Raw genomic sequence first — 21,410 nt, 5'->3', positions numbered from 1 at the left:
CAGCGGGACGCTGGCGCTCACAGCCATCATGCGTTGCGCATGAAGGCCCGCGCTTGTGTCAGCTCATCCAGAGAATTGGTTCAATTTCCACGAAAAAAAAGCGCTTCCGGAGAAGCGCTTTGGTTTGCGGCGGCGCCGGTCAACCCACCCACTTGCGTGCGTTGCGGAACATGCGGGTCCACGGGCCATCCTCGCCCCAACCGTCCGGCGCCCACGAATGCTGGACGGTACGGAACACGCGCTCGGCGTGCGGCATCATCACCGTGAAGCGGCCGTCCGGCGTCGTCACAGCGGTGATGCCGCGCGGCGAGCCGTTCGGGTTGAACGGATAGGCTTCCGTAGCCTGGCCGCGGTTGTCGACGTAACGCAGGGCCTGCACGACGGCATCGATGTCGCCGGTCTGCGAGAAGTCCGCGTAGCCTTCGCCGTGCGCGATCGCGATCGGCGCCTGGGTGCCGTTCATGCCGGCAAAGAAGATCGACGGCGACTCCAGCACCTCGACCATGCCGAAGCGCGCCTCGAACTGCTCCGACTTGTTGCGCGTGAACTTCGGCCAGGCGTGCGCGCCCGGGATGATCGACTTCAGGTTGCTCATCATCTGGCAACCGTTGCAGACGCCCAGGCCGAAGGTATCGGTACGCTGGAAGAACTTCGCGAACTGCTCGGCCAGCTGGGCATTGAACAGGATGGTCTTGGCCCAGCCCTCGCCCGCGCCCAGCACGTCGCCGTAGGAGAAGCCGCCGACGGCGATGATGCCGTGGAAGTCGTCCAGCCTGGCGCGGCCGGCGATCAGGTCGCTCATGTGCACGTCCACCGCCGCGAAGCCCGCCTGGTGCATCACCCACGCGGTCTCGATGTGCGAATTGACGCCCTGCTCGCGCAGGATCGCCACGCGTGGACGCTGGCCGGTGGCGAGGAAAGGCGCCGCCACGTTCTCGGACAGGTCGAAGCTGATCTTCGGCGAGATGCCGGGATCCGCGTCGTCCAGCAGGCGGTCATATTCCTGGTCGGCGCAGGCCGGGTTGTCGCGCAAGCGCGCGATGCGCCAGCTGGTCTCGCTCCACAGGCGGTGCAGTTCCTTGCGCGGCTGGCTGTAGATGACGCGGGCGTCGCGCGTGAACTCGATCATGCCGCGGTCATTCAGCTTGCCGATAATGTGGCTGCAGGCGCCCAGGCCGGATTCGCGCAGCACGTTCATGACGGCGCTGCGTTCCTCGTGGCGCACCTGCACCACGGCGCCCAGCTCTTCCGAGAACAGCGCGCGCAGCGTCAGGTCGTTGCGGCGCTCGCCCACCTGCGCCGCCCAGTTCTTGGCGTCGCCCTGGTCGGAGGCGTGCTCGCCTTCCATGGCGAGGATGTCGAGGTTGACCGACACGCCGGCGCGGCCCGCGAAGGCCATCTCGCTCAGCGTGGCGAACAGGCCGCCGTCGGAACGGTCGTGGTAGGCCAGCAGCTTGCCGTCGACGTTCAGGCGCTGGATGGCGGCGAAGAAGGCCTTCAGGTCTTCCGGTGAATCCACGTCCGGCACCGCGTCGCCCAGCTGCTGCGTCACCTGCGCCAGCGCCGAGGCGCCGAGGCGGTTCTTGCCGCGTCCGAGATCGATGAGGATCAGGGCGGTGTCGCCCATGTCGGTGCGCAGCTGCGGCGTCAGCGAGCGGCGCACGTCCGGCACCGGCGCGAACGCCGACACGATCAGCGAGACCGGCGAGATCACGGCCTTGTTTTCACCTTCGTCCTGCCAGGTGGTGCGCATCGACAGCGAGTCCTTCCCGACCGGGATCGAGATACCCAGCGCCGGGCACAGCTCCATGCCGACCGCCTTCACGGTGTCGTACAGCGCGGCGTCCTGGCCCGGCTGGCCGCAGGCGGCCATCCAGTTGGCGGACAGCTTGATGTCGGTGATGTCGGCCACCGGCGCGGCAGCGATATTGGTGATCGCCTCGGCAACGGCCATGCGGCCCGACGCGGCGGCGTCGATCACGGCCAGCGGGGTGCGCTCGCCCATCGCCATCGCCTCGCCGACGTAGCCGTCGAAGCTCATCGCGGTGACGGCGCAGTCGGCCACCGGCACTTGCCACGGGCCGACCATCTGGTCGCGCACGCTCATGCCGCCCACGGTGCGGTCGCCAATGGTGATCAGGAAGCTCTTGTCGGCCACGGTCGGCAGCAGCAGCACGCGGCGCGCCGCTTCCTCCAGCTCGATGCCGGTCAGGTCCACCGGCGGCAGCTCGCGCTGGACATGCTCGACGTCGCGCTGCATCTTCGGCGGTTTGCCGAGCAGGACTTCCATCGGCATGTCGACCGGCGCATTGTCGTGCAGCGGATCGACCACGCGCAGCTGGCGCTCCTCGGTGGCGACGCCGATCGCCGCGAACGGGCAGCGTTCGCGCGCGCAGATCTCGCTGAATGCCTGCAGGTCGCCTGGTGCGATCGCCAGCACATAGCGTTCCTGCGATTCGTTCGACCAGATCTCCTTCGGCGCCATGCCGCTCTCCTCGAGCTGGATCTTGCGCAGGTCGAAGGTGGCGCCGCGCTTGGCGTCGTTGACCACTTCCGGGAAGGCGTTCGACAGGCCGCCGGCGCCGACGTCGTGGATCGAGATGATCGGGTTCTTCTCGCCCAGCGCCCAGCAGGCGTTGATCACTTCCTGGGCGCGGCGCTCCATCTCCGGGTTGCCGCGCTGGACCGAGTCGAAGTCCAGGTCGGCGGTGTTGGTGCCGGTCGCCATCGACGACGCTGCGCTGCCGCCCATGCCGATGCGCATGCCGGGGCCGCCCAGCTGGATCAGCAGGCTGCCCGGCGGGATGTCGTTCTTGTGGGTGTGCCCGGCCGAGATGTTGCCGATGCCGCCCGCGATCATGATCGGCTTGTGGTAGCCGTACACGCCGCCGGCCGCGCTTGCGTTCTGCTCGTACGTACGGAAGTAGCCGCCCAGGACCGGGCGGCCGAATTCGTTGGAGAAGGCGGCGCCGCCGAGTGGGCCGTCGATCATGATCTGCAGCGGCGAAGCGATGCGTTCCGGCTTGCCGTAGACCGACTCGGTGCGCTCGCCGGTGCGCGCGGTGACGTCCGACGCGTTCTCCCACGCGCGCTGCGCTTCCGGCAGCAACAGGTTGGACACCGTGAAGCCGGTCAGGCCGGCCTTCGGCTTGGCGCCGCGGCCGGTCGCGCCTTCGTCGCGGATCTCGCCGCCGGCGCCGGTGGAGGCGCCCGGGAACGGCGAAATCGCGGTCGGGTGGTTGTGGGTCTCGACCTTCATCAGGGTGTGCGTCAGCTCGGTGGCCGGTGCATATTCCTGGCCGGCGCCGCGCGGATAGAAGCGGGTGACGCTCGCGCCTTCCATGATCGAGGAGTTGTCGCTGTAGGCCACCACCGTGCCCTTGGGCTGCAGCTGGTGGGTGTTCTTGATCATCTGGAACAGCGACTTGTCCTGCTTGGCGCCGTCGATGGTCCAGTCGGCGTTGAAGATCTTGTGGCGGCAATGCTCGCTGTTCGCCTGGGCGAACATCATCAGCTCGACGTCGGTCGGGTTGCGCCTGGCCTTGGTGAAGGCATCGTCCAGGTAGTCGATTTCGTCGTCCGACATCGCCAGGCCCAGTTCCGTGTTGGCGGCGACCAGCGCGGCCCTGCCCTTGCCCAGCACGTCGATGGCTTCGAGCGGCTTACCTTCGAGTTCGGTGAACAGGTTCGCAGCCTCTTCCGCGCTGCGCAGCACGGTCTCGGTCATGCGGTCGTGCAGCAGGGCGGCGACGGCGGCCGCTTCGTCCGCGGACAGCTTCTTGGCGCCGCCGATGCCCAGCATGCCGCTCTTGAGCGTGACCGTGAAGCCGATGCCGCGCTCGATGCGGTGGATCTGGGCCATGCCGCAATTGTGGGCGATGTCGGTCGCCTTCGATGCCCACGGCGAAATCGTGCCGAGGCGCGGGATGACGAAGAACTCCTCGGCCGCGCCGTCGGCCGGCGCCAAAGCCGGCTCGCCGTAGGTCAGCATGGCGGCCAGGCGCGCGGTGTCGTCGGTGGACAGCGGCGCGCTGGCGTCGATGAAGTGGTAGAACCTCGCGGACACCTGCGTGATGGCCGGGGCGACGGCTTGCAGTTGGCTGAGAAGGCGTTGGCTACGGAAGGCGGACAGGGCGTTGGAACCCGGCAGGATCAACATGGCTTGGGCAGTCGGTTGATGCAGCGGTGCTGCGTGTGGAAGATAGCCCGTTATTATACAGCGTCGACTGTTTCCCGTTCTGCCATCCCTCCAGGAAGTTGCCCTTTCACCCGTGAAACGGTATTGTAGTGAATGAAAGAAACTGGCGGCGCGGGAGAGGCGCGCGAACCGGTCGGTCCCAGGGAGCGAGATGCAACAGAACAGTCATTTGTCGGTGCTGGTCATCGACCCCAATCCAGGCATGCGCGGCAGCATCCAGAACATGCTGGGCCAGGCCGGCATCAGCAAGGTGGAATACGCCGTCAACGCCGGTACCGCCGTCAAGCAGCTGATGCGGCGCTCCTACGACATCATCCTGTGTGAATACGACCTGGGCGGCAGCGCCGAGGGCCAGGACGGCCAGCAGTTGCTCGAAGACCTGCGCCACCACCGCCTGATTGGCCTGCTCACCATTTTCATCATGCTCACCTCCGAAGCGGTTTACAGCAAGGTGCTGGGCGCGGCCGAGCTGCAGCCGACCGACTACATCCTCAAGCCCTTCACCGTCGACACCCTGGTGCAGCGCGTCAACCGCGCGCTGGAACGGCGCGCCGCCTTCCTGCCGACCTTCCAGCTGATCGGCCAGGGCAACCTGCGCGAAGCGATCCGCTCCTGCGTCAAGGCCGAGGCGGCGCACCCGCGCTTCGCGACCGATTTCGCGCGCCTGCGCGCCGAGATGCATGTCAACCTCAAGGAATACGCCGAGGCCGAGAAAGTCTACCGCGCGATCTTCGACACCCGGCCGCTGGGCTGGGCGCACCTCGGGCTGGCGCGCACCATGTTCTCGCTGGGACGCATCGACGAGGCCCGCGCCTCGCTGGAAGAACTCATCAAGGCCAATCCCCAGCTGATGGGCGCCTATGACCTGCTGGCACGCTGCCACGAGGCGCAGGGCGCGCCGGCGAAGGCCAAGGAGGTGCTGGAGCAGGCGGTGGCGATTTCGCCGCACGTGGTGCGCCGCTTGCGCAAGCTGGGCGAGGTCGCGCTGGATGCCGGCGACGCGGGGATCGCCGAGAAGTCGTTCAAGCAGGTGGTCGGCAAGGCCCGCTATTCGGAATTTCGCACGCCCGAAGACCACGTCAACCTGGTGCGGGCGCTCGCGAAAAAGGGCGACAGCGAGCAGGCCACAAACGTGCTGCGCGACCTCGAGCGGGCCTTCCGCGGCAACCCGGCGCTGGACGTGTGCAAGGCCTACGCCAACGCCCTGATGCACGAGGCGGCGGGCAACGGCATCGCCGCGGCCAGCGACCTGAAAGTCGCGGCCCACGGCGTGCGCGCGGCCACCGGGCTGAGCGCGAACCTGAAGATGTCGCTGTCGCGTTCCTGCCTGGCCCAGAAACTCGACGGCGAAGCGTCGGACGTGATGATGGCCGTGCTGAACGACGTGAACAGCGAAGTGAGCACCGAGCAGGCGATGGACGTGTTCGCGAAGGCGGGGCGCAACGATCTCGCGCGCGCCATCGGCGAGCAGCTCGACACGCAGGCGCAGATCCTGCTGGGCGTGGCCGACGAGAAGCGCAATATGGGCGACATGCGCGGCGCGGTGCAGACGCTGCTCGAGGCGCTGCACATGGCGCCGCAGAGCATGAAGGTGACCTTGGCGGTCGCGGGCGGCATCCTGCGCCAGATGAACGAACTGGGCTGGGAGCACCCGATGGGCGAGCTATGCCACGCGCAGCTGGAAAAGATCCGCGAACAGGCGCCGGACCATCCGCGCCTTCAGCCGCTGCTCAACGAGTACAACGCCACGCGGCGCAAGTACGGTATTGCGAGCTAACCAAGCGTCGTTTTGCCATATCCCCCACCACCCGGCGTCTCGATGACGAACACATCACCCACCTCCATGCCGACCTTGCCGATGTGGCCGAGGTGCTCGACATGGCCATCGGCCCGGATGATGTAGTTGACGCCGCGCGCGCCGGGCTCGCCGCCGGCCATGCCGAACGGCGCATACACACGATTGTTCGACAGGATCGCCGCGGTCATCGGCTCCAGGAAGCGCACCTTGCGCACCCCGCCGTTCCCGCCGTGCCAGCGCCCAGCCCCGCCCGAATCCTTGCGGATCTCGTAGCTCTCCAGCCGCACCGGGAAGCGGAACTCCAGGATCTCGGGATCGGTCAAGCGCGAGTTGGTCATATTGGTCTGCACCACGTCGGTGCCGTCGAAGCCTTCGCCCGCGCCGGAACCACCACTGATCGTCTCGTAGTACTGGTACTTGGCGTTCCCGAAGGTGAAGTTGTTCATCGTGCCCTGCGATGCCGCCATCACGCCCAGCGCGCCGTATAGCGCGTTGGTGATGCAGGTCGACGTCTCCACGTTCCCCGACACCACTGATGCCGGATAGTCCGGGTTGAGCATTGAACCGGGCGGAATGATGACCTTGAGCGGCTTGAGGCAGCCGGCGTTGAGCGGTATATCGTCGTCCACCAGCGTGCGGAACACGTACAGCACGGCTGCCATGCACACCGCCGAGGGCGCGTTGAAGTTGTTCTGCAGCTGGCCGGAGGTGCCGCTGAAATCGATCTGCGCGCTGCGCTGTGCGCGGTCCACGCGGATCGCCACCTGGATGCGTGCGCCGTTGTCAAGATCGACCACGAAGCCGCCATCCTTGAGCGCCGTGATCACTCGCCGTACCGCTTCCTCCGCGTTGTCCTGCACGTGCCCCATATAGGCGCGCACGACATCGAGACCGAAGTGCGCGACCATCTTGCGCAGCTCCTCGACTCCCTTCTGGTTGGCCGCCACCTGCGCGCGCAAGTCAGCCATGTTCTGGTCCGGATTGCGCGCCGGGTAGCGGGCGCCTGACAGCAGCGCGCGCGCCTCGGCCTCGCGCAGCACGCCGTCGCTGCCATCGACCAGCTTGAAGTTGTTGATCAGGACGCCCTCTTCCTCGATATGCACGGAGTCCGGCGGCATCGACCCCGGCGTGGTGCCGCCGATATCCGCATGATGGCCGCGCGAGCCGACGTAGAACAAAATCTCGGCGCCGGTTTCGTCGAACACCGGCGAGATCACCGTCACGTCCGGAAGGTGGGTGCCGCCATGGTATGGGTCGTTGAGCACGTAGACGTCGCCGGCCTTCATCTTGCCGGCGTTCGCTGTCATCACGGTCTTGATGCTCTCTCCCATCGAGCCGAGGTGGACCGGCATATGGGGCGCATTCGCGACCAAATTGCCGGCGGCGTCGAAGATCGCGCAACTGAAGTCGAGCCGTTCCTTGATGTTGACCGAATAGGCCGTGTTCTGCAGGCGCAGGCCCATCTGCTCGGCGATGGACATGAACAGGTTGTTGAAGATCTCCAGCATGACCGGATCGGCCGTAGTGCCGATCGCGCGCCGCTGTGGCAGCGCCGCCACCCGCGTCAGCACCAGATGGTTGTAGCGCGTGACTTCGGCCTGCCAGCCCGCTTCCACCACGGTGGTCGCGTTCTTCTCGGCGATGATGGCCGGCCCATTGATGATATCGCCAGGGCCGATGTCGGCGCGCTCGTAGATCCCCGTGTCGTGCCATTCGCCGGCCCCGAACATCCGCACCTGTTCCTTGTGTGCGAGTGCGGCGCTGCGTTCGATGGCCGCTTGCACAGCTTCCGGCGGCGCGTCCGAGCGGCCCAGCGCCTCAACCGAAATCGCCTCGACCACCAGCTCCTTCGACGGCATCAGGAAGGAGAAGCGGCGTTTATAGGCAGCCTCGAACTGCTCCTTCATCTTGTCGACGGTATCGAAGGACACGACGAGCGCGGAATCCGTGCCTTCGTAGCGCAGGTGGACACGGCGCAGCAGCTCGATGCGCCCGGCGGCGACGCCTTGCGCCAGCAGGTCCGAACGAGCGGCCTCGCCGAGGCTGTCGAGCTGCCGTTCGAGGTCGCCGGCGCCGACGTCGCGCAAACGCCGCTCGACCGCATGCTCGCGCAGCGCGCCCTGGTCCGCGAGGCCCATGCCGTAGGCCGACAGCACGCCGGCCAGGCTGTGGACGAACACGGTCTTCATGCCGAGAGCGTCCGCGACCAGGCAAGCGTGCTGGCCACCGGCGCCGCCGAAGCTGGTGAGCGCGTATTCGGTCACATCATGCCCGCGCTGCACCGATATCTGCTTGATCGCATTCGCCATGTTCCCGACCGCGATCTGGATGAAGCCTTCGGCCACCGCTTCCGGCGTCGGCGTGCTACCGGTAGCCTCCCCAATTCGCTGCGCCATGGCCACGAACTGCTCCCGAACGGTGTCGTGGTCGAGCGGCTGGTCCGCGCTCGGCCCGAACAGACGGGGAAAATGGCGCGGCTGGATTTTGCCGAGCATGACATTGCAATCGGTGACAGTAAGTGGCCCGCCGCGCCGGTAACTGGCCGGTCCGGGATTCGCACCCGCGCTGTCCGGCCCCACGCGGTAGCGGCTGCCGTCGAAATGCAGGATCGAACCGCCGCCTGCGGCCACGGTGTGAATGCTCATCATCGGCGCCCGCATTCGCACGCCGGCCACGCGGGTCTCGAACACGCGCTCGAATTCTCCCGAGAAGTGCGACACGTCGGTCGAGGTGCCGCCCATGTCGAAGCCGATTACACGGTCGAAACCGGCCAGCTGGCTCGCGCGCACCATGCCCACGATGCCGCCGGCCGGGCCGGAAAGAATGCTGTCCTTGCCATGGAAGGTGCGGGCATCGGTCAGCGCGCCGCTCGACTGCATGAACTGCAGGTTCACGCCCGGCAGCTCGGACGCGACCTGGTCGACATAGCGCCGCAGGATCGGGGACAGGTAAGCGTCGACCACGGTGGTGTCGCCGCGCGCCACGAGTTTCATGAGCGGGCTGGCCTGGTGCGAAGTCGAGACCTGGGTGAAGCCGATCTGGCGCGCGATGCGCGCCACGGCCTGTTCATGCTCACGGTAGCGGTAGCCATGCATGAAAACGATGGCCAGCGAGCGCAGGCCACTGTCGTAGACCTGCTGCAGCGCAGCGCGCGCGGCTTCCTCGTCCAGCGGCTGCAATACCTCGCCGTGGGCGCCGACCCGCTCGTCGATCTCGATCACGGACTGGTACAGCAGCTCCGGCAGCACGATATGGCGGTCGAACAAGCGCGGCCGGTTCTGGTAGGCGATGCGCAGCGCGTCGCGAAAGCCGCGGGTGATCGCCAGTGCGGTCGGCTCGCCCTTGCGCTCCAACAGGGCGTTGGTGGCGACCGTGGTGCCCATCTTGACTGCTTCCACCCGGCGCGCCGGAACCGGCTCGCCCGCCGCCAGGTCCAGCAGATGGCGAATGCCGGCCACCGCCGCGTCTCGGTACTGCTCGGGATTTTCCGACAGGAGCTTGTGGGTCGCCAGCCGGCCATCGGGGCGACGCGCGACGATGTCGGTGAAGGTACCCCCACGATCGATCCAGAACTGCCAATCCATGCTTTTCTCCGAGCTTTGTGATCCAAGCGCACATTGTAGTCGCGCAGGCGGCGGATTTTAGCGAAAATGCACTATCGGGGTCACGGATCGCAAGTCATGGACAATCTGCTCTACAGCGTCGAAAAGATCAGGATGGTCGAACGGTCCGCCGCGATGGTGCTCGGCGACGATGTGCTGATGCGGCGGGCCGGCGCGGCGGCCACGCGCTTTGCACTGGCGCTGCTGGGCGACCATCGCAAGCTTCCGGTCCTGCTGGTTGCCGGTCCGGGCAACAACGGCGGCGACGCGCTCGAAACGGCCGCAGGATTGCGCGAGGCCGGGGTCGAGACGCTGGTGCTGCACCTGCCCGGCAGTGGGGCGGCTTCGCTGGAGACCACCCAGGCGCTGCAGCGCGCGCAGGCGTCCGGAGCGCAGTTCATCGACGCATTGCCTGAACACCTGCAGCTTGGCCTCGTCGTCGATGGGATGTTCGGCATCGGCCTCGCACGTCCACTACAGGGCCGCCATGCCGAGATCGCCCGGCTCCTGCACGACTACGGCTGCCCGGTACTCGCGCTGGATGTTCCGAGCGGGCTCGATGCAGATACCGGCACGGTGATCGGCAGCGGCCCCGATCGCGTCGCCGTCACTGCCACCCACACCATCACCTTCATCGGCAACAAGCCGGGCCTGCACACCTGCGACGGCCGCGATCACGCAGGCTGCGTCCGGGTCGACGACCTGGGCATCGCCTCGCATGAATTTCCTGCGCCGAGCGCATGCCTGAACGGCCCTGCCCTGTTTGGCGCCGAACTGAAGGCGGCGCGCCGGCCGCAGAACTCGCACAAGGGCAGTTTCGGCGACATCGCGATACTCGGTGGAGCGCAAGGAATGGCGGGCGCTCCGGTGCTGGCCGCACGCGCCGCGCTCCTGTCCGGCGCGGGCCGCGTGTTCGTCGCCGCGCTCGACCCCGCGCTTTGCCATGACAGCATGCACCCGGAACTGATGTTTCGTGTCGCCGGCAGCTTCGACTTCAGTGGCCGCACAGTGGTCGCCGGTCCCGGCATGGGCGAAGCGCCGACGGCGGCGCGGCTGCTGGCAAAGCTCATCGGCAGTGACTCACCGCTGGTCATCGATGCCGATGCCCTGAACCGGGTCAGTGGCGACACCGCACTGCAAGCGCAACTGGCGCAGCGCAAAGCCCCGGCCATCCTTACGCCGCATCCGCTGGAGGCGGCCCGGCTATTGGGGGTGACCGCCGCGGTGGTGCAAGCCGACCGTATCGAAGCCGCGCGCGAGATCTCCGGCCGCTTCAACGCGACCGTGGTGCTCAAGGGCTCAGGCACGATCATCGCCGAGAACAAATCGCATACGATGGTGATCAACCCAACGGGCAATCCAGGCCTGGCCACCGGCGGCACCGGCGATGTGCTCAGCGGCGTGTGCGGCGCCCTGCTCGCTCAAGGCTGGGGGCCGCTGGGTGCGGCGCTGGGCGCGGTCTGGATGCACGGCACAGCCGCGGATGAACTGGTGGACAGCGGGGTCGGGCCGATCGGCATGGCGGCAGGCGAGCTGGCGCCGGCGATCCGCTCGATCCTGAACCGGCTGGTGCGACAGGCGGCCGGGAACTGAGACTCAGGCCGGGGCGACAATCCGGCCGGCGGCGATGGTGATGATACGGCCACAGCGCGCCGCGATCGAGGGATCGTGCGTGACCAGCACGAGGGTTGAGCCGCGTTCACGATTCAGCTCGAACATCAGCTGGATCACCGCCTCGCCGGTGGCGGCATCGAGGCTGCCGGTCGGTTCATCCGCGAACAGCAGCGGCGGCTCGGTGACGAAGGCTCGAGCCAGCGCCACGCGCTGCTGCTCGCCACCGGACAGGTACTTGGGATAGTGCTTGAGGCGGCTCGCCAGGCCGACACGTTCCAGCATGGCCTGCGCCTTCTGTTTGGCATTCGAATCGCCGCGCAGTTCGAGCGGCAGCATCACGTTTTCCAGCGCGTTCAGGTGCGCGAGCAGCTGGAAGGACTGGAACACGAAGCCCAGCCGGGCCTTGCGGAACGCGGCGCGGCCGTCCTCGTCGAGCGCGAAGATATCGACGCCGTCGAGGATGACCCTGCCGGTGCTGGGCGTATCCAGCCCCGCGAGGAGCCCCAGCAGCGTCGATTTTCCGGAACCCGAGGCCCCAACCAAGGCGAGCGTCTCGGCCGGTTGCACGGTAAAATCGATGTCGTGCAGGATGGTGAGTTCGCCGCTGGCGTCCGCCACCCGCTTCGACAGGCCGGCCACTTCGATCGCCGGCCGCCGTTCGCCGCGCGCGGACGCATCAGTTTTCAAAGCCTCGGGATTATCACGCATGCTTGGAGTTCTCAAGAAAGTGGCGGTGGGCGCCGCGCTGCTGCTCGGCGCCGCAAGCGCCTATTCTGCACCAAAAACCGTGCTGGTGGTGGGCGACAGCCTGTCCGCGGAATATGGCCTCGCGCGCGGCACGGGCTGGGTCGCGCTGCTGGAACAGAAGCTCAAGGCCCAGAAGGTGGACGCCACCGTCGTCAACGCCAGCATCAGCGGCGAGACCACCAGCGGCGGCCGCACCCGCCTGCCGGCGCTGCTGGGCCAGTACCATCCTGCGCTCGTGGTGATCGAGCTCGGCGCCAACGACGGCCTGCGCGGCCTGCCGGTGCAAGCCGCCGAAGCGAACCTGCGCAGCATGGTCGACATGGCGAAGAAGGACCACGCCAGGGTCCTGCTGGTGGGGATGCGTATGCCGCCCAACTACGGCCGCGCGTACACCGAACAGTTCTACGGCATGTACAAGAAGGTCGCGGACGAGACCAAGACGCAGCTGGTGCCGTTCATGCTCGACGGCGTGGCCGACAAGCCGGCCCTGTTCCAGGGCGACCGCATGCATCCGGTCGCTGCCGCCCACCCGACCATCCTGGCCAATATCTGGCCCAAGTTTTCCGCACTCCTCAAATCGCAATGAAATACCCCGCCGTACTGAACTTCGACGAGATCCTGCCCCAGCTGGACCAGTTCGACACCATCATCGATGCCCGCAGCGAATCCGAATTCGCGCTCGATCACCTGCCGGGCGCGATCAACTGCCCGGTCCTGAACGACGAGGAGCGCATCCTGGTCGGCACAACCTACAAGCAGGTCAATGCGTTCGAAGCGAAGAAGATCGGCGCGCCGCTGGTGGCCCGCAATATCGCGCACCACATCGAGACGCTGTGGCAGGACAAGCCGCGCGACTGGAAACCGTTGGTGTACTGCTGGCGCGGCGGGAACCGCAGTGGGTCGATGGCGCACATCCTCGCGAAGGTGGGCTGGCCGGTGGTGCAGCTCGATGGCGGCTACAAGGCTTACCGCGCCTATGTCGCGGCCGCGCTGGAGAATCCGGCGCCGGTGCCGTTCCGCGTCATCTGCGGGACCACGGGCAGCGGCAAGAGCCGCTTGCTGGAGACCCTGGCCGGGATCGGGGCGCAGGTGCTCGACCTCGAGCGCTTGGCGGCGCACCGAGGCTCGGTGCTCGGCAACCTGCCGGACGAACCGCAGCCGTCGCAAAAGCGCTTCGAGAGCCTGATCTGGGACACGTTGCGCAAGTTCGACATGTCCAAGCCGGTGTTCGTCGAATCGGAGAGCAAGAAGGTCGGCAACCTGCGCGTGCCGGATGCGGTGATGGCAATGATGCGTTCGTCGCCGTGCGTGTCCTTGATGCTGTCGCGCGCGAACCGGGTGCGGCTGCTGATCGAGGATTACGATCACTTCATGAAGGATCCGGCGCTGCTGAATGCGCAGCTGGATCATCTGGTGCAGCTGCACGGGCGCGAGAAGATCGGGGCGTGGCATGAGCTGGCGAATACCGGGCGGATGGCGGAGCTGGTGGACCAGCTGCTGGTGGACCACTACGATCCGGCGTACCTGCGGTCGATTGACCGGAATTTCCTGCGGTTCGGGGATGCGCAAGTCTTGGAGATGAGCGATATCGGCAAGGACGATTTCATCAAAGCCGCACACACCTTGCACGGCGCCTGACCGTACCACTACCCTCAAAACAGTCGTCCCGGCGCAGGCCGGAACCCATGCTGAGCCTCCCGGCTAGCGGCTCATCGCTCCACTACCTACGCGTTCTATAGGTCCCCGCCTGCGCGGGGACGACGTGTGAGCTTATTCGATAAATCCAAACCGTCGTTCCCGCCCGGGACGACGGGCAAACCAAAAACAAAAAGCCCGGCACACAGCCGGGCATTCTTTTTGCGACGATCTACGCTTACTGGCCGTCAGCCTTCGCACCCAGGTCCGCCGCCTTGACGGTGACCTTGGCCTTGGCCTTCTGCTTCAGGACCTCGATGAAGCCGTACATCTCCTGCGCAGCCAGCGCCTGGTTCACCTGCTCGGCTTCCTGCTTGCGGCGCGCCTCGTCGGGTTGCGCCGGCTGGCCGACCTTCGAGATGCGATACACGCCATAACCCTGGCCCGGCAGCTCCACGCCCACATAGGCCGGCAGCTTGCTCACATCGGCCTTCATCACCGCGACAGCCGCGGTCGGGTTGATCTCCGGCTGCTTGGCGCGCGACACGGTCTTCGGTGCGCCGAAACCGGTGGCATCGCCAGACGCCTTGGCCGCGGCCAGCTTGGCCTCGCCGGCCTGCTTCGCCAGGAGCATCGCCTCGTCCGCCGTCACGCGCTGGCGGATGTCCGCTTCCACTTCGGCCAGCGGACGCTTGGTGGCCGGCTTGAACTCGATCACATGGCCCGATACCAGCGTGCTCGGCGCGACTTCCACCGCTTCGGTGTTGCGTTTGTTCTTGATGGAGTCAAGCGAGAACAGCGCAGTCAGGAACTTGGCGTTGTTGTACGGCGCGGTGCCCAGCTTCGGATTCGGCGTGCGGTTCAGGCCATCCACGGTCTGGATCTTCAGGCCCAGCTTGTCGGCGGCCGGCTTCAGGCTGTCGGCCTGCTCGTACACGGTATTGGTGAACAGCTCAGCCATCTCCGAGTACTTCTTCGACATCTTCTGCTTCTTCAGCTCCGCTGCGATCTGCGGCTTGGCTTCTTCCAGCGTCTCCTGGGCCGCCGGCTTGACCGCGGTGACCTTGATGATGTGGTAGCCGAATTCCGACTTCACCAGGTCGCTGACCTGGCCTTCCTTCAGCGCGTAGATCGCGTCTTCGACCGGCTTCACGAACAGGCCCTTCTGCACTTCGCCGAGGTCGCCGCCCAGCTCCGCCGAACCCGGGTCATCCGAATTGGCCTTGGCGATCTTCGCGAAATCGGCCGGGTTCTTGCGCACCTCGGCCAGCAGCTTGTCGGCCTTGGCTTTGGCCTTGGCTTGCTCGTCGGCCGATGCGTCCTTCTTCAGCGCGACCAGGATGTGGCTGGCGGTGCGCTTCTCGGGCGTCGAGAACTTGTCCTTGTTCTTGTTGTAGGCGTCGGCGATCTCGGCATCCGACACCGCCACCTGGCTCTCGACCGCGCTCGGATCCAGCACAAGGTATTCGGCCTTCGCCTGCTCCGGCACCTGGAACTGCTCCGGATGCTTGTCGTAGTAGGCCTTGACCATTTCCGGCGTCACGTTGACCTTGGCGGCGAATTCGGACAGCGGGAAGGCCATCTCTTCGACTTCACGTTCCTGGGCGCTGATGTCCGACAGGTGCGCGGTGACGCTGCGCGGCGTGAACGCGGTGGCCTGCACCGAGCTGGCCAGCTGCTGGACCGCCATGTCATGGCGCATGCGCTGGTCGAACATCGCCGGGCTCATGCCCTGCGACTGCAGCACGGCCTTGTAGGTGTCCATGTCGAAGCTGCCGTCCGGCTTGCGGAAGGTCGGGATGTCGAGGATCGCCTTCTGCAGGCTGGCATCCGTCACCGTCATATTATTCTTGGCGATCTCACGGTTGACCGAACGCTCAGCGACCAGGTTGTCGAGGATGGCCTGCTTGGCTTCCGGCGTCTCGAACATCTTCGGATCGAACTGCGGGCCGGCCATGCGGCGGTACTGGTCGATCTGCTGGCGCTGCGCCTGCTCCCAATCCTGCTGGGTGACCGCGTGGCCGTCGACCATCGCCACGCTGTTATCGGCACCGCCGCGGTTCTCGTAGCTGCTGACGCCCACCAGAACGAACGACGGCACGATCAGCAAGGCCAAAAGGATCTGCATCAGGCGCTGGTGAGTACGGATAAATTCAAACATGTCGGCGATTACTCGTGATGTAAGCGTTAAACAGCGTAACTAAAAAAAAAGGCGAACTCTCGTTCGCCCTGTTTTCTGAATTTGGCGGAGCGGACGGGGCTCGAACCCGCGACCCTCGGCGTGACAGGCCGATACTCTAACCAACTGAGCTACCGCTCCAAATTCCTGTCGTAGTTTGTGGCGGAGCGGACGGGGCTCGAACCCGCGACCCTCGGCGTGACAGGCCGATACTCTAACCAACTGAGCTACCGCTCCACAAGCTACTTGCTACATGTCCGGTAGCGGCCCAAGGCCCTGCTTGCCAGACATTCCCGCTGCTGTCACAGCAGCGAAGAAGCATTAGTTTACAGCATCTTTCAGCGCTTTACCAGCCTTAAATTTCGGTACGCGCGCAGCTTTGATCTTGATGGCTTCCTTGGTGCGCGGATCGCGGCCGGTGCGCGCGGCGCGCTCGCCGACGGTGAAGGTGCCGAAGCCGACCAGGGTCACGCTTTCGTTCTTCTTCAGGGTTTCCGTGACGGCGGTCAGCATGGCGTCGAGGGCGCGTGTGGCCGAGGCTTTGGTGATGTCCGCGGACTTCGCGATTTCTTCGATCAGTTCAGTTTTGTTCACTAAATTCCCTCTTTGTTTCGACGTGACCGCAAAAGTGCAAGGCGGTATTAAACAAGTTGGGGAATGATTGTGTCAAGCAACATTGGTGGGGGGATGTTGAGATTAGCAGGAGGCGGCGCGAAACCAAGCTTCGTCGTCCCGGCGGAGGCCGGGACCCATGCTGAGGGCGGGTCGCCTGCGGCTCTATCGATGTTCGACGACGCAAGCGGTCTATGGGTCCCGGCCTGCGCCGGGACGACGGTTTTACGGATAACAAAAAAAGAGGCGCCGCTTGGGCGCCTCTTCTGTTGTTGCAGCGAAGCTTAGTGCTTGACGACCTCGCCCGAACCTTCCGTGGCGCCGGCGGTCACCGGCACCTGGGTCACTTCGACCAGCGGCTCCGGCTGGCGTTCCAGCGCCACTTCCAGCACCTTCTCGATCCAGCGCACCGGGATGATCTCGAGCTTGTTCTTCACGTTGTCCGGCACGTCGGCCAGGTCCTTCACGTTCTGCTCGGGGATCAGCACCGTCTTGATGCCGCCGCGCTGGGCTGCCAGCAGCTTCTCCTTCAGGCCGCCGATCGGCAGGACCTCGCCACGCAGCGTGATCTCGCCGGTCATCGCGACGTCGGCACGCACCGGGATGCCGGTGAAGATCGACACCAGCGCCGTGGTCATCGCGATACCTGCGGACGGACCATCCTTCGGCGTCGCGCCTTCCGGCACGTGGATGTGGATGTCGCTCTTCTCGAACACCTCCTGCTTGATGCCAAGGCGCTGGGCGCGGCTGCGCACCACCGTGCGGGCTGCCTCGATCGACTCCTTCATCACTTCGCCCAGCGTACCGGTGCGCACGATCTGGCCCTTGCCCGGCACGTTGACCGCTTCGATGGTGAGCAGGTCGCCACCGACTTCGGTCCACGCCAGGCCGACCACCTGGCCCACCTGGTTCTGCTTCTCGGCCACGCCGAAGTCGTAACGGCGCACGCCCAGGAACTTGTCGAGGTTCTTGGCGCCGACCGTGACGCGCTTCTCCGACTTCTTCATCAGCAGCATCTTCACCACCTTGCGGCAGATCTTCGACACTTCGCGTTCCAGCGAACGCACGCCCGCTTCACGGGTGTAGTAGCGGATGATGTCGCGGATCGCGGACTCGTCGACGCGGATCTCATCGTCCTTCAGGCCGTTCGCCTTCAGCTGCTTGGGCAGCAGGTAGCGCAGCGCGATGCTGGTCTTCTCGTCCTCGGTGTAACCCGACAGGCGGATCACTTCCATCCGGTCCAGCAGCGCCGGCGGGATGTTGAAGGAGTTCGAGGTCGCCACGAACATCACGTCCGACAGGTCGAAGTCGACTTCGATGTAGTGGTCCGAGAACGTGTGGTTCTGTTCCGGGTCCAGCACTTCGAGCAGGGCCGACGACGGGTCGCCGCGGAAGTCCGCGCCCATCTTGTCGATCTCGTCGAGCAGGAACAGCGGGTTGCGCACACCGACCTTGGCCAGCGACTGCAGCACCTTGCCCGGCATCGAACCGATGTAGGTGCGGCGGTGGCCGCGGATCTCGGCTTCGTCACGCACGCCGCCCAGCGCCATCCGCACGAACTTGCGGTTGGTCGCCTTGGCGATCGACTGGCCGAGCGAAGTCTTGCCGACGCCCGGAGGACCGACGAAGCACAGGATCGGCGCCTTCAGCTTGTCCACGCGCTGCTGCACCGCGAGGTATTCGAGGATGCGTTCCTTGATCTTCTCGAGTCCGTAGTGGTCGGCATCCAGCACCTTTTGCGCGTTCTCCAGGTCGTTGTTGACCTTGGACTTCTTCTTCCACGGCAGGCCGACCAGGGTGTCGATGTAGTTGCGCACGACGGTGGCTTCGGCCGACATCGGCGACATCAGCTTGAGCTTCTTGATCTCGGCCTGCGCCTTTTCCAGCGCCTCTTTCGGCATGCGGGCGGCGACGATCTTCTTCTCCAGCTCCTCGATGTCGGCGCCTTCTTCGCCTTCGCCCAGTTCCTTCTGGATGGCCTTGACCTGTTCGTTCAGGTAGTACTCGCGCTGCGACTTCTCCATCTGGCGCTTGACGCGGCCACGGATGCGCTTCTCGACCTGCAGGATGTCGAGTTCGCCCTCGAGCTGGCCGAGCAGGTGCTCAAGGCGCTTGGCGACGTTGAAGATCTCGAGGATCACCTGCTTCTGCTCGAGCTTGAGCGGCAGGTGGGCGGCCACGGTGTCGGCCAGGCGGCCGGCGTCGTCGATGCCGGCCAGCGAGGCCAGGATCTCGGGCGGGATCTTCTTGTTCAGTTTGACGTACTGGTCGAACTGCTGGACGATCGCGCGGCGCATCGCCTCGACTTCGGAGTCGTCGCCAGTCTCGGAATCGACCGGGGTCAGCTCGGCCACGAAATGGCTGGCGGTATCGCTGATGTGGTCGATGCGCGCACGCTGGGCGCCTTCGACCAGCACCTTCACGGTGCCGTCCGGCAGCTTCAGCATTTGCAGAATATTGGCCACGCAGCCGATCTCGTAGATATCGGCTGCGGAAGGTTCGTCCTTGGCGGCGGCTTTCTGGGCAGCCAGCATGATGCTCTTGCCCTGCTCCATCGCGGCTTCGAGTGCCTTGATCGACTTGGGCCGGCCAACGAACAGCGGTATCACCATATGCGGGAACACGACCACGTCGCGCAACGGCAACAGGGGCAGCGTCGTTTGTTCGGTTAATTTCGAAGTTGTCATGGCATACCTTATAAAAAGCGTGTTGACGATGTTGGGCGTCGGCGGCCTAAAAACAAGGCCCGCTTGGGAAAAATTTTCTACAAGTAAAACTTTATCCGGTCAAACCCACGTCGTTCCAATCCAATAAAAGTCGCTACCGTAATGAAAAAAGCCACCTTCGCGGATGGCGCCGCGAGAGTGGCTTTTCGATTGAAGCCGCGTCTTTTATTGAGGAAAATTGTACCGCCAAAGTTCAGCGCTTCAAGCCCTTTTGTGGCGTATCCGCCCGGAAAATTTTAATTTTCTCCGGAAGCTTTCGCCGGTTCGCTGTAAATCAGCAAAGGTTTCGCGCCATTCGTGATCGTATTCTCATCGATCACGACTTTCACGACGTTTTGCTGGTTCGGCAGCTCGTACATCACGTCAAGCAATGCATGCTCAAGAATCGAACGCAGGCCGCGCGCGCCGGTCTTGCGGGCCAACGCCTTGCGGGCGATGGCGTGCAATGCGGCCGGGCGGATTTCCAGCTCCGCGCCTTCCATTTCGAGCAGCTTGGAGTACTGCTTGATCAGCGCGTTCTTCGGCTCGATCAGGATCTGGATCAGCGCTTCCTCGGTCAGCTCGGACAGGGTGGCGACCACCGGCAGGCGGCCGACCAGTTCCGGGATCAGGCCGAACTTGATCAGGTCTTCCGGCTCCACTTCCATCAGCAGGTCGGAATTGGAACGCTCGGACTGGCTCTTGACGCTGGCCGCGAAACCGATGCCGGACTTTTCCGAACGGTTCTGGATGATCTTGGCCAGGCCATCGAAGGCGCCGCCACAAATGAACATGATGTTGGTCGTGTCGATCTGGACGAAGTCCTGGTTCGGGTGCTTGCGGCCACCCTGCGGCGGCACCGATGCCATGGTGCCTTCGATCAGCTTGAGCAGGGCCTGCTGCACGCCTTCGCCGGACACGTCGCGCGTGATCGACGGGTTGTCGGACTTGCGCGAGATCTTGTCGATTTCGTCGATGTAGACGATGCCGCGCTGGGCCTTTTCAACCTCGTAGTTGCAGCTCTGCAGCAGCTTCTGGATGATGTTCTCGACGTCCTCGCCGACATAGCCGGCTTCCGTCAGCGTGGTCGCGTCGGCGATCACGAACGGCACGTTGAGCATGCGCGCGAGCGTCTGCGCCAGCAGGGTCTTGCCGGAACCGGTCGGGCCTACCAGCAGGATGTTGCTCTTGGCCAGTTCGACGTCGTCCTTCTTGCCCAGGTGCTTGAGGCGCTTGTAATGGTTGTACACGGCCACCGACAGGATGCGCTTGGCGGTCTGCTGGCCGATGACGTACTGGTCCAGCAGCGCGCTGATCTCGTGCGGGGTCGGCAGGTCGGACTTGGCGCCGGCCACGGATTCCACGCTCGAGGTCTCGTCGCGGATGATGTCGTTGCACAGATCGATGCACTCGTCGCAGATGAAGACCGATGGACCTGCGATGAGCTTTTTCACCTCGTGCTGGCTTTTGCCGCAGAACGAGCAGTACAGAAGTTTTTCGCCGCTAGAGGATTTTTTGTCAGACATGGGGCAGGATTCTGTTGAATTGCTATGAATATAACGCTAATACGGGGGCGCAACAAGTGCGCACGACATGCTCATGCTACCCGAAATGAAAAAGAAACGCCCGAACGCGCTCACGCCCGGGCGTATTTCAGCAACACCTTGTGGGGTGCATCAAGCGCGGTTGGTCAGCACCTTGTCGATCAGACCATAGGCTACGGCTTCCTCGCCCGACATGAAGCGGTCGCGGTCGGTATCCTTGTGGATCTGCTCGACGCTCTGGCCGGTGTTTTCGGCCATGATGCGGGCCAGGCGTTCGCGCAGGTAGAGGATTTCCTTGGCCTGGATCTCGATGTCCGAGGCCATGCCCTGGGAACCGCCGGACGGCTGGTGGATCATCACGCGCGAATTCGGCAACGAATAGCGCTTGCCCTTGGCGCCGGCGGCCAGCAGGAAGGCGCCCATCGAGGCGGCCAGGCCGGTGCACAGGGTCGACACGTCCGGCTTGATGAAGTTCATCGTGTCGAAGATGGCCAGGCCAGCCGACACCGAACCACCCGGCGAGTTGATGTACAGCGAGATGTCCTTGTCCGGGTTCTCGCTCTCCAGGAACAGCAGCTGGGCCACGATCAGGTTGGCCATCTGGTCGTTGACCGGACCCACCAGGAAGACGACACGCTCCTTCAGCAGGCGCGAGTAGATGTCGTATGCGCGTTCGCCGCGGCCGCTCTGTTCGACCACCATCGGCACGAGGCCGAGTGCTTGAGTGTCCAATGCCGGATTACGGTACATGTTGCGATCCTTTTAATGTTCGAAAC

Annotated in this window: 12 protein-coding genes and 2 tRNA genes; 4 read left to right on the top strand and 10 right to left on the bottom strand. The window is 64.9% G+C overall.

The window, feature by feature from the left end:
• Positions 1–139 precede the first annotated feature (139 nt).
• Positions 140–4,159 carry a phosphoribosylformylglycinamidine synthase gene (purL, locus tag NX778_RS04845; protein WP_258810533.1) on the bottom strand — a complete coding sequence of 1,340 codons (4,020 nt, stop codon included), beginning with the start codon at positions 4,157–4,159 and terminating at the stop codon, positions 140–142.
• A 190-nt stretch (positions 4,160–4,349) separates the two neighbouring features.
• Between purL and NX778_RS04840 the strand changes: the two genes are divergently transcribed.
• Positions 4,350–5,975, top strand: coding sequence for a tetratricopeptide repeat-containing response regulator (locus tag NX778_RS04840; protein ID WP_258810532.1), 1,626 nt, complete (start codon positions 4,350–4,352; stop codon positions 5,973–5,975).
• On the opposite strand, the gene NX778_RS04835 is transcribed toward NX778_RS04840, so the two are convergent.
• Positions 5,972–9,580, bottom strand: a complete 3,609-nt coding sequence (locus tag NX778_RS04835) for a hydantoinase B/oxoprolinase family protein (RefSeq protein WP_258810531.1) — start codon at positions 9,578–9,580, stop codon at positions 5,972–5,974. The two genes, NX778_RS04840 and NX778_RS04835, sit on opposite strands and share 4 nt — an antisense overlap.
• 66 nt (positions 9,581–9,646) lie before the next feature.
• Here NX778_RS04835 and NX778_RS04830 point away from each other — a divergent pair, with 66 nt between their 5' ends.
• Positions 9,647–11,191 (top strand): NAD(P)H-hydrate dehydratase, encoded by a 1,545-nt coding sequence (locus tag NX778_RS04830; protein ID WP_258810530.1) that lies wholly within the window; start codon positions 9,647–9,649, stop codon positions 11,189–11,191.
• Positions 11,192–11,194: 3 nt separating this feature from the next.
• Here NX778_RS04830 and NX778_RS04825 read toward each other — a convergent pair whose 3' ends face one another.
• Complete coding sequence (locus NX778_RS04825) at positions 11,195–11,920, bottom strand: ABC transporter ATP-binding protein (protein WP_258810529.1); 726 nt, start codon at positions 11,918–11,920, stop codon at positions 11,195–11,197.
• On the opposite strand from NX778_RS04825, the gene NX778_RS04820 reads away from it, so the two are divergent.
• Both NX778_RS04820 and mnmH read left to right on the top strand, forming a co-directional pair.
• Positions 11,919–12,545 carry an arylesterase gene (locus tag NX778_RS04820; protein WP_258810528.1) on the top strand — a complete coding sequence of 209 codons (627 nt, stop codon included), beginning with the start codon at positions 11,919–11,921 and terminating at the stop codon, positions 12,543–12,545. The two genes, NX778_RS04825 and NX778_RS04820, sit on opposite strands and share 2 nt — an antisense overlap.
• A complete protein-coding gene (gene mnmH / locus NX778_RS04815; protein WP_258810527.1) occupies positions 12,542–13,597 on the top strand; it encodes a tRNA 2-selenouridine(34) synthase MnmH in 1,056 nt (351 codons plus the stop codon). Before NX778_RS04820 ends, mnmH begins: the two co-directional genes overlap by 4 nt.
• A 235-nt stretch (positions 13,598–13,832) precedes the next feature.
• Here mnmH and NX778_RS04810 read toward each other — a convergent pair whose 3' ends face one another.
• The 7 genes from NX778_RS04810 to clpP all read right to left on the bottom strand — a co-directional run bounded on the left by NX778_RS04810 (position 13,833) and on the right by clpP (position 21,384).
• The gene (locus NX778_RS04810) at positions 13,833–15,755 is read right to left on the bottom strand and encodes a SurA N-terminal domain-containing protein (protein ID WP_258810526.1); all 1,923 of its coding nucleotides are present in this window, start codon (positions 15,753–15,755) and stop codon (positions 13,833–13,835) included.
• Positions 15,756–15,837: 82 nt separating this feature from the next.
• Positions 15,838–15,914: transfer RNA gene (locus NX778_RS04805), tRNA-Asp, on the bottom strand.
• Between the two features lie 19 nt (positions 15,915–15,933).
• Positions 15,934–16,010, bottom strand: a tRNA-Asp gene (locus NX778_RS04800).
• An 84-nt stretch (positions 16,011–16,094) separates the two neighbouring features.
• Entirely contained in the window at positions 16,095–16,367 is a 273-nt protein-coding gene (locus tag NX778_RS04795; protein ID WP_258810525.1) for an HU family DNA-binding protein, read from the bottom strand.
• 302 nt (positions 16,368–16,669) lie between these two features.
• Positions 16,670–19,072 (bottom strand): endopeptidase La, encoded by a 2,403-nt coding sequence (lon, locus tag NX778_RS04790; RefSeq protein WP_258810524.1) that lies wholly within the window; start codon positions 19,070–19,072, stop codon positions 16,670–16,672.
• Between the two features lie 275 nt (positions 19,073–19,347).
• Positions 19,348–20,616 carry an ATP-dependent Clp protease ATP-binding subunit ClpX gene (gene clpX / locus NX778_RS04785; RefSeq protein ID WP_258810523.1) on the bottom strand — a complete coding sequence of 423 codons (1,269 nt, stop codon included), beginning with the start codon at positions 20,614–20,616 and terminating at the stop codon, positions 19,348–19,350.
• Between the two features lie 150 nt (positions 20,617–20,766).
• Complete coding sequence (clpP, locus tag NX778_RS04780) at positions 20,767–21,384, bottom strand: ATP-dependent Clp endopeptidase proteolytic subunit ClpP (protein WP_258810522.1); 618 nt, start codon at positions 21,382–21,384, stop codon at positions 20,767–20,769.
• Positions 21,385–21,410: the final 26 nt, after the last annotated feature.

This window comes from Massilia terrae (genome assembly GCF_024753145.1).
In the GTDB taxonomy this organism is placed as follows: Bacteria; Pseudomonadota; Gammaproteobacteria; order Burkholderiales; family Burkholderiaceae_D; genus Telluria; species Telluria terrae.
The sequence above is the reverse complement of the archived record's forward strand: the minus strand, read 5'-3'. Positions and strand labels throughout refer to the sequence as shown.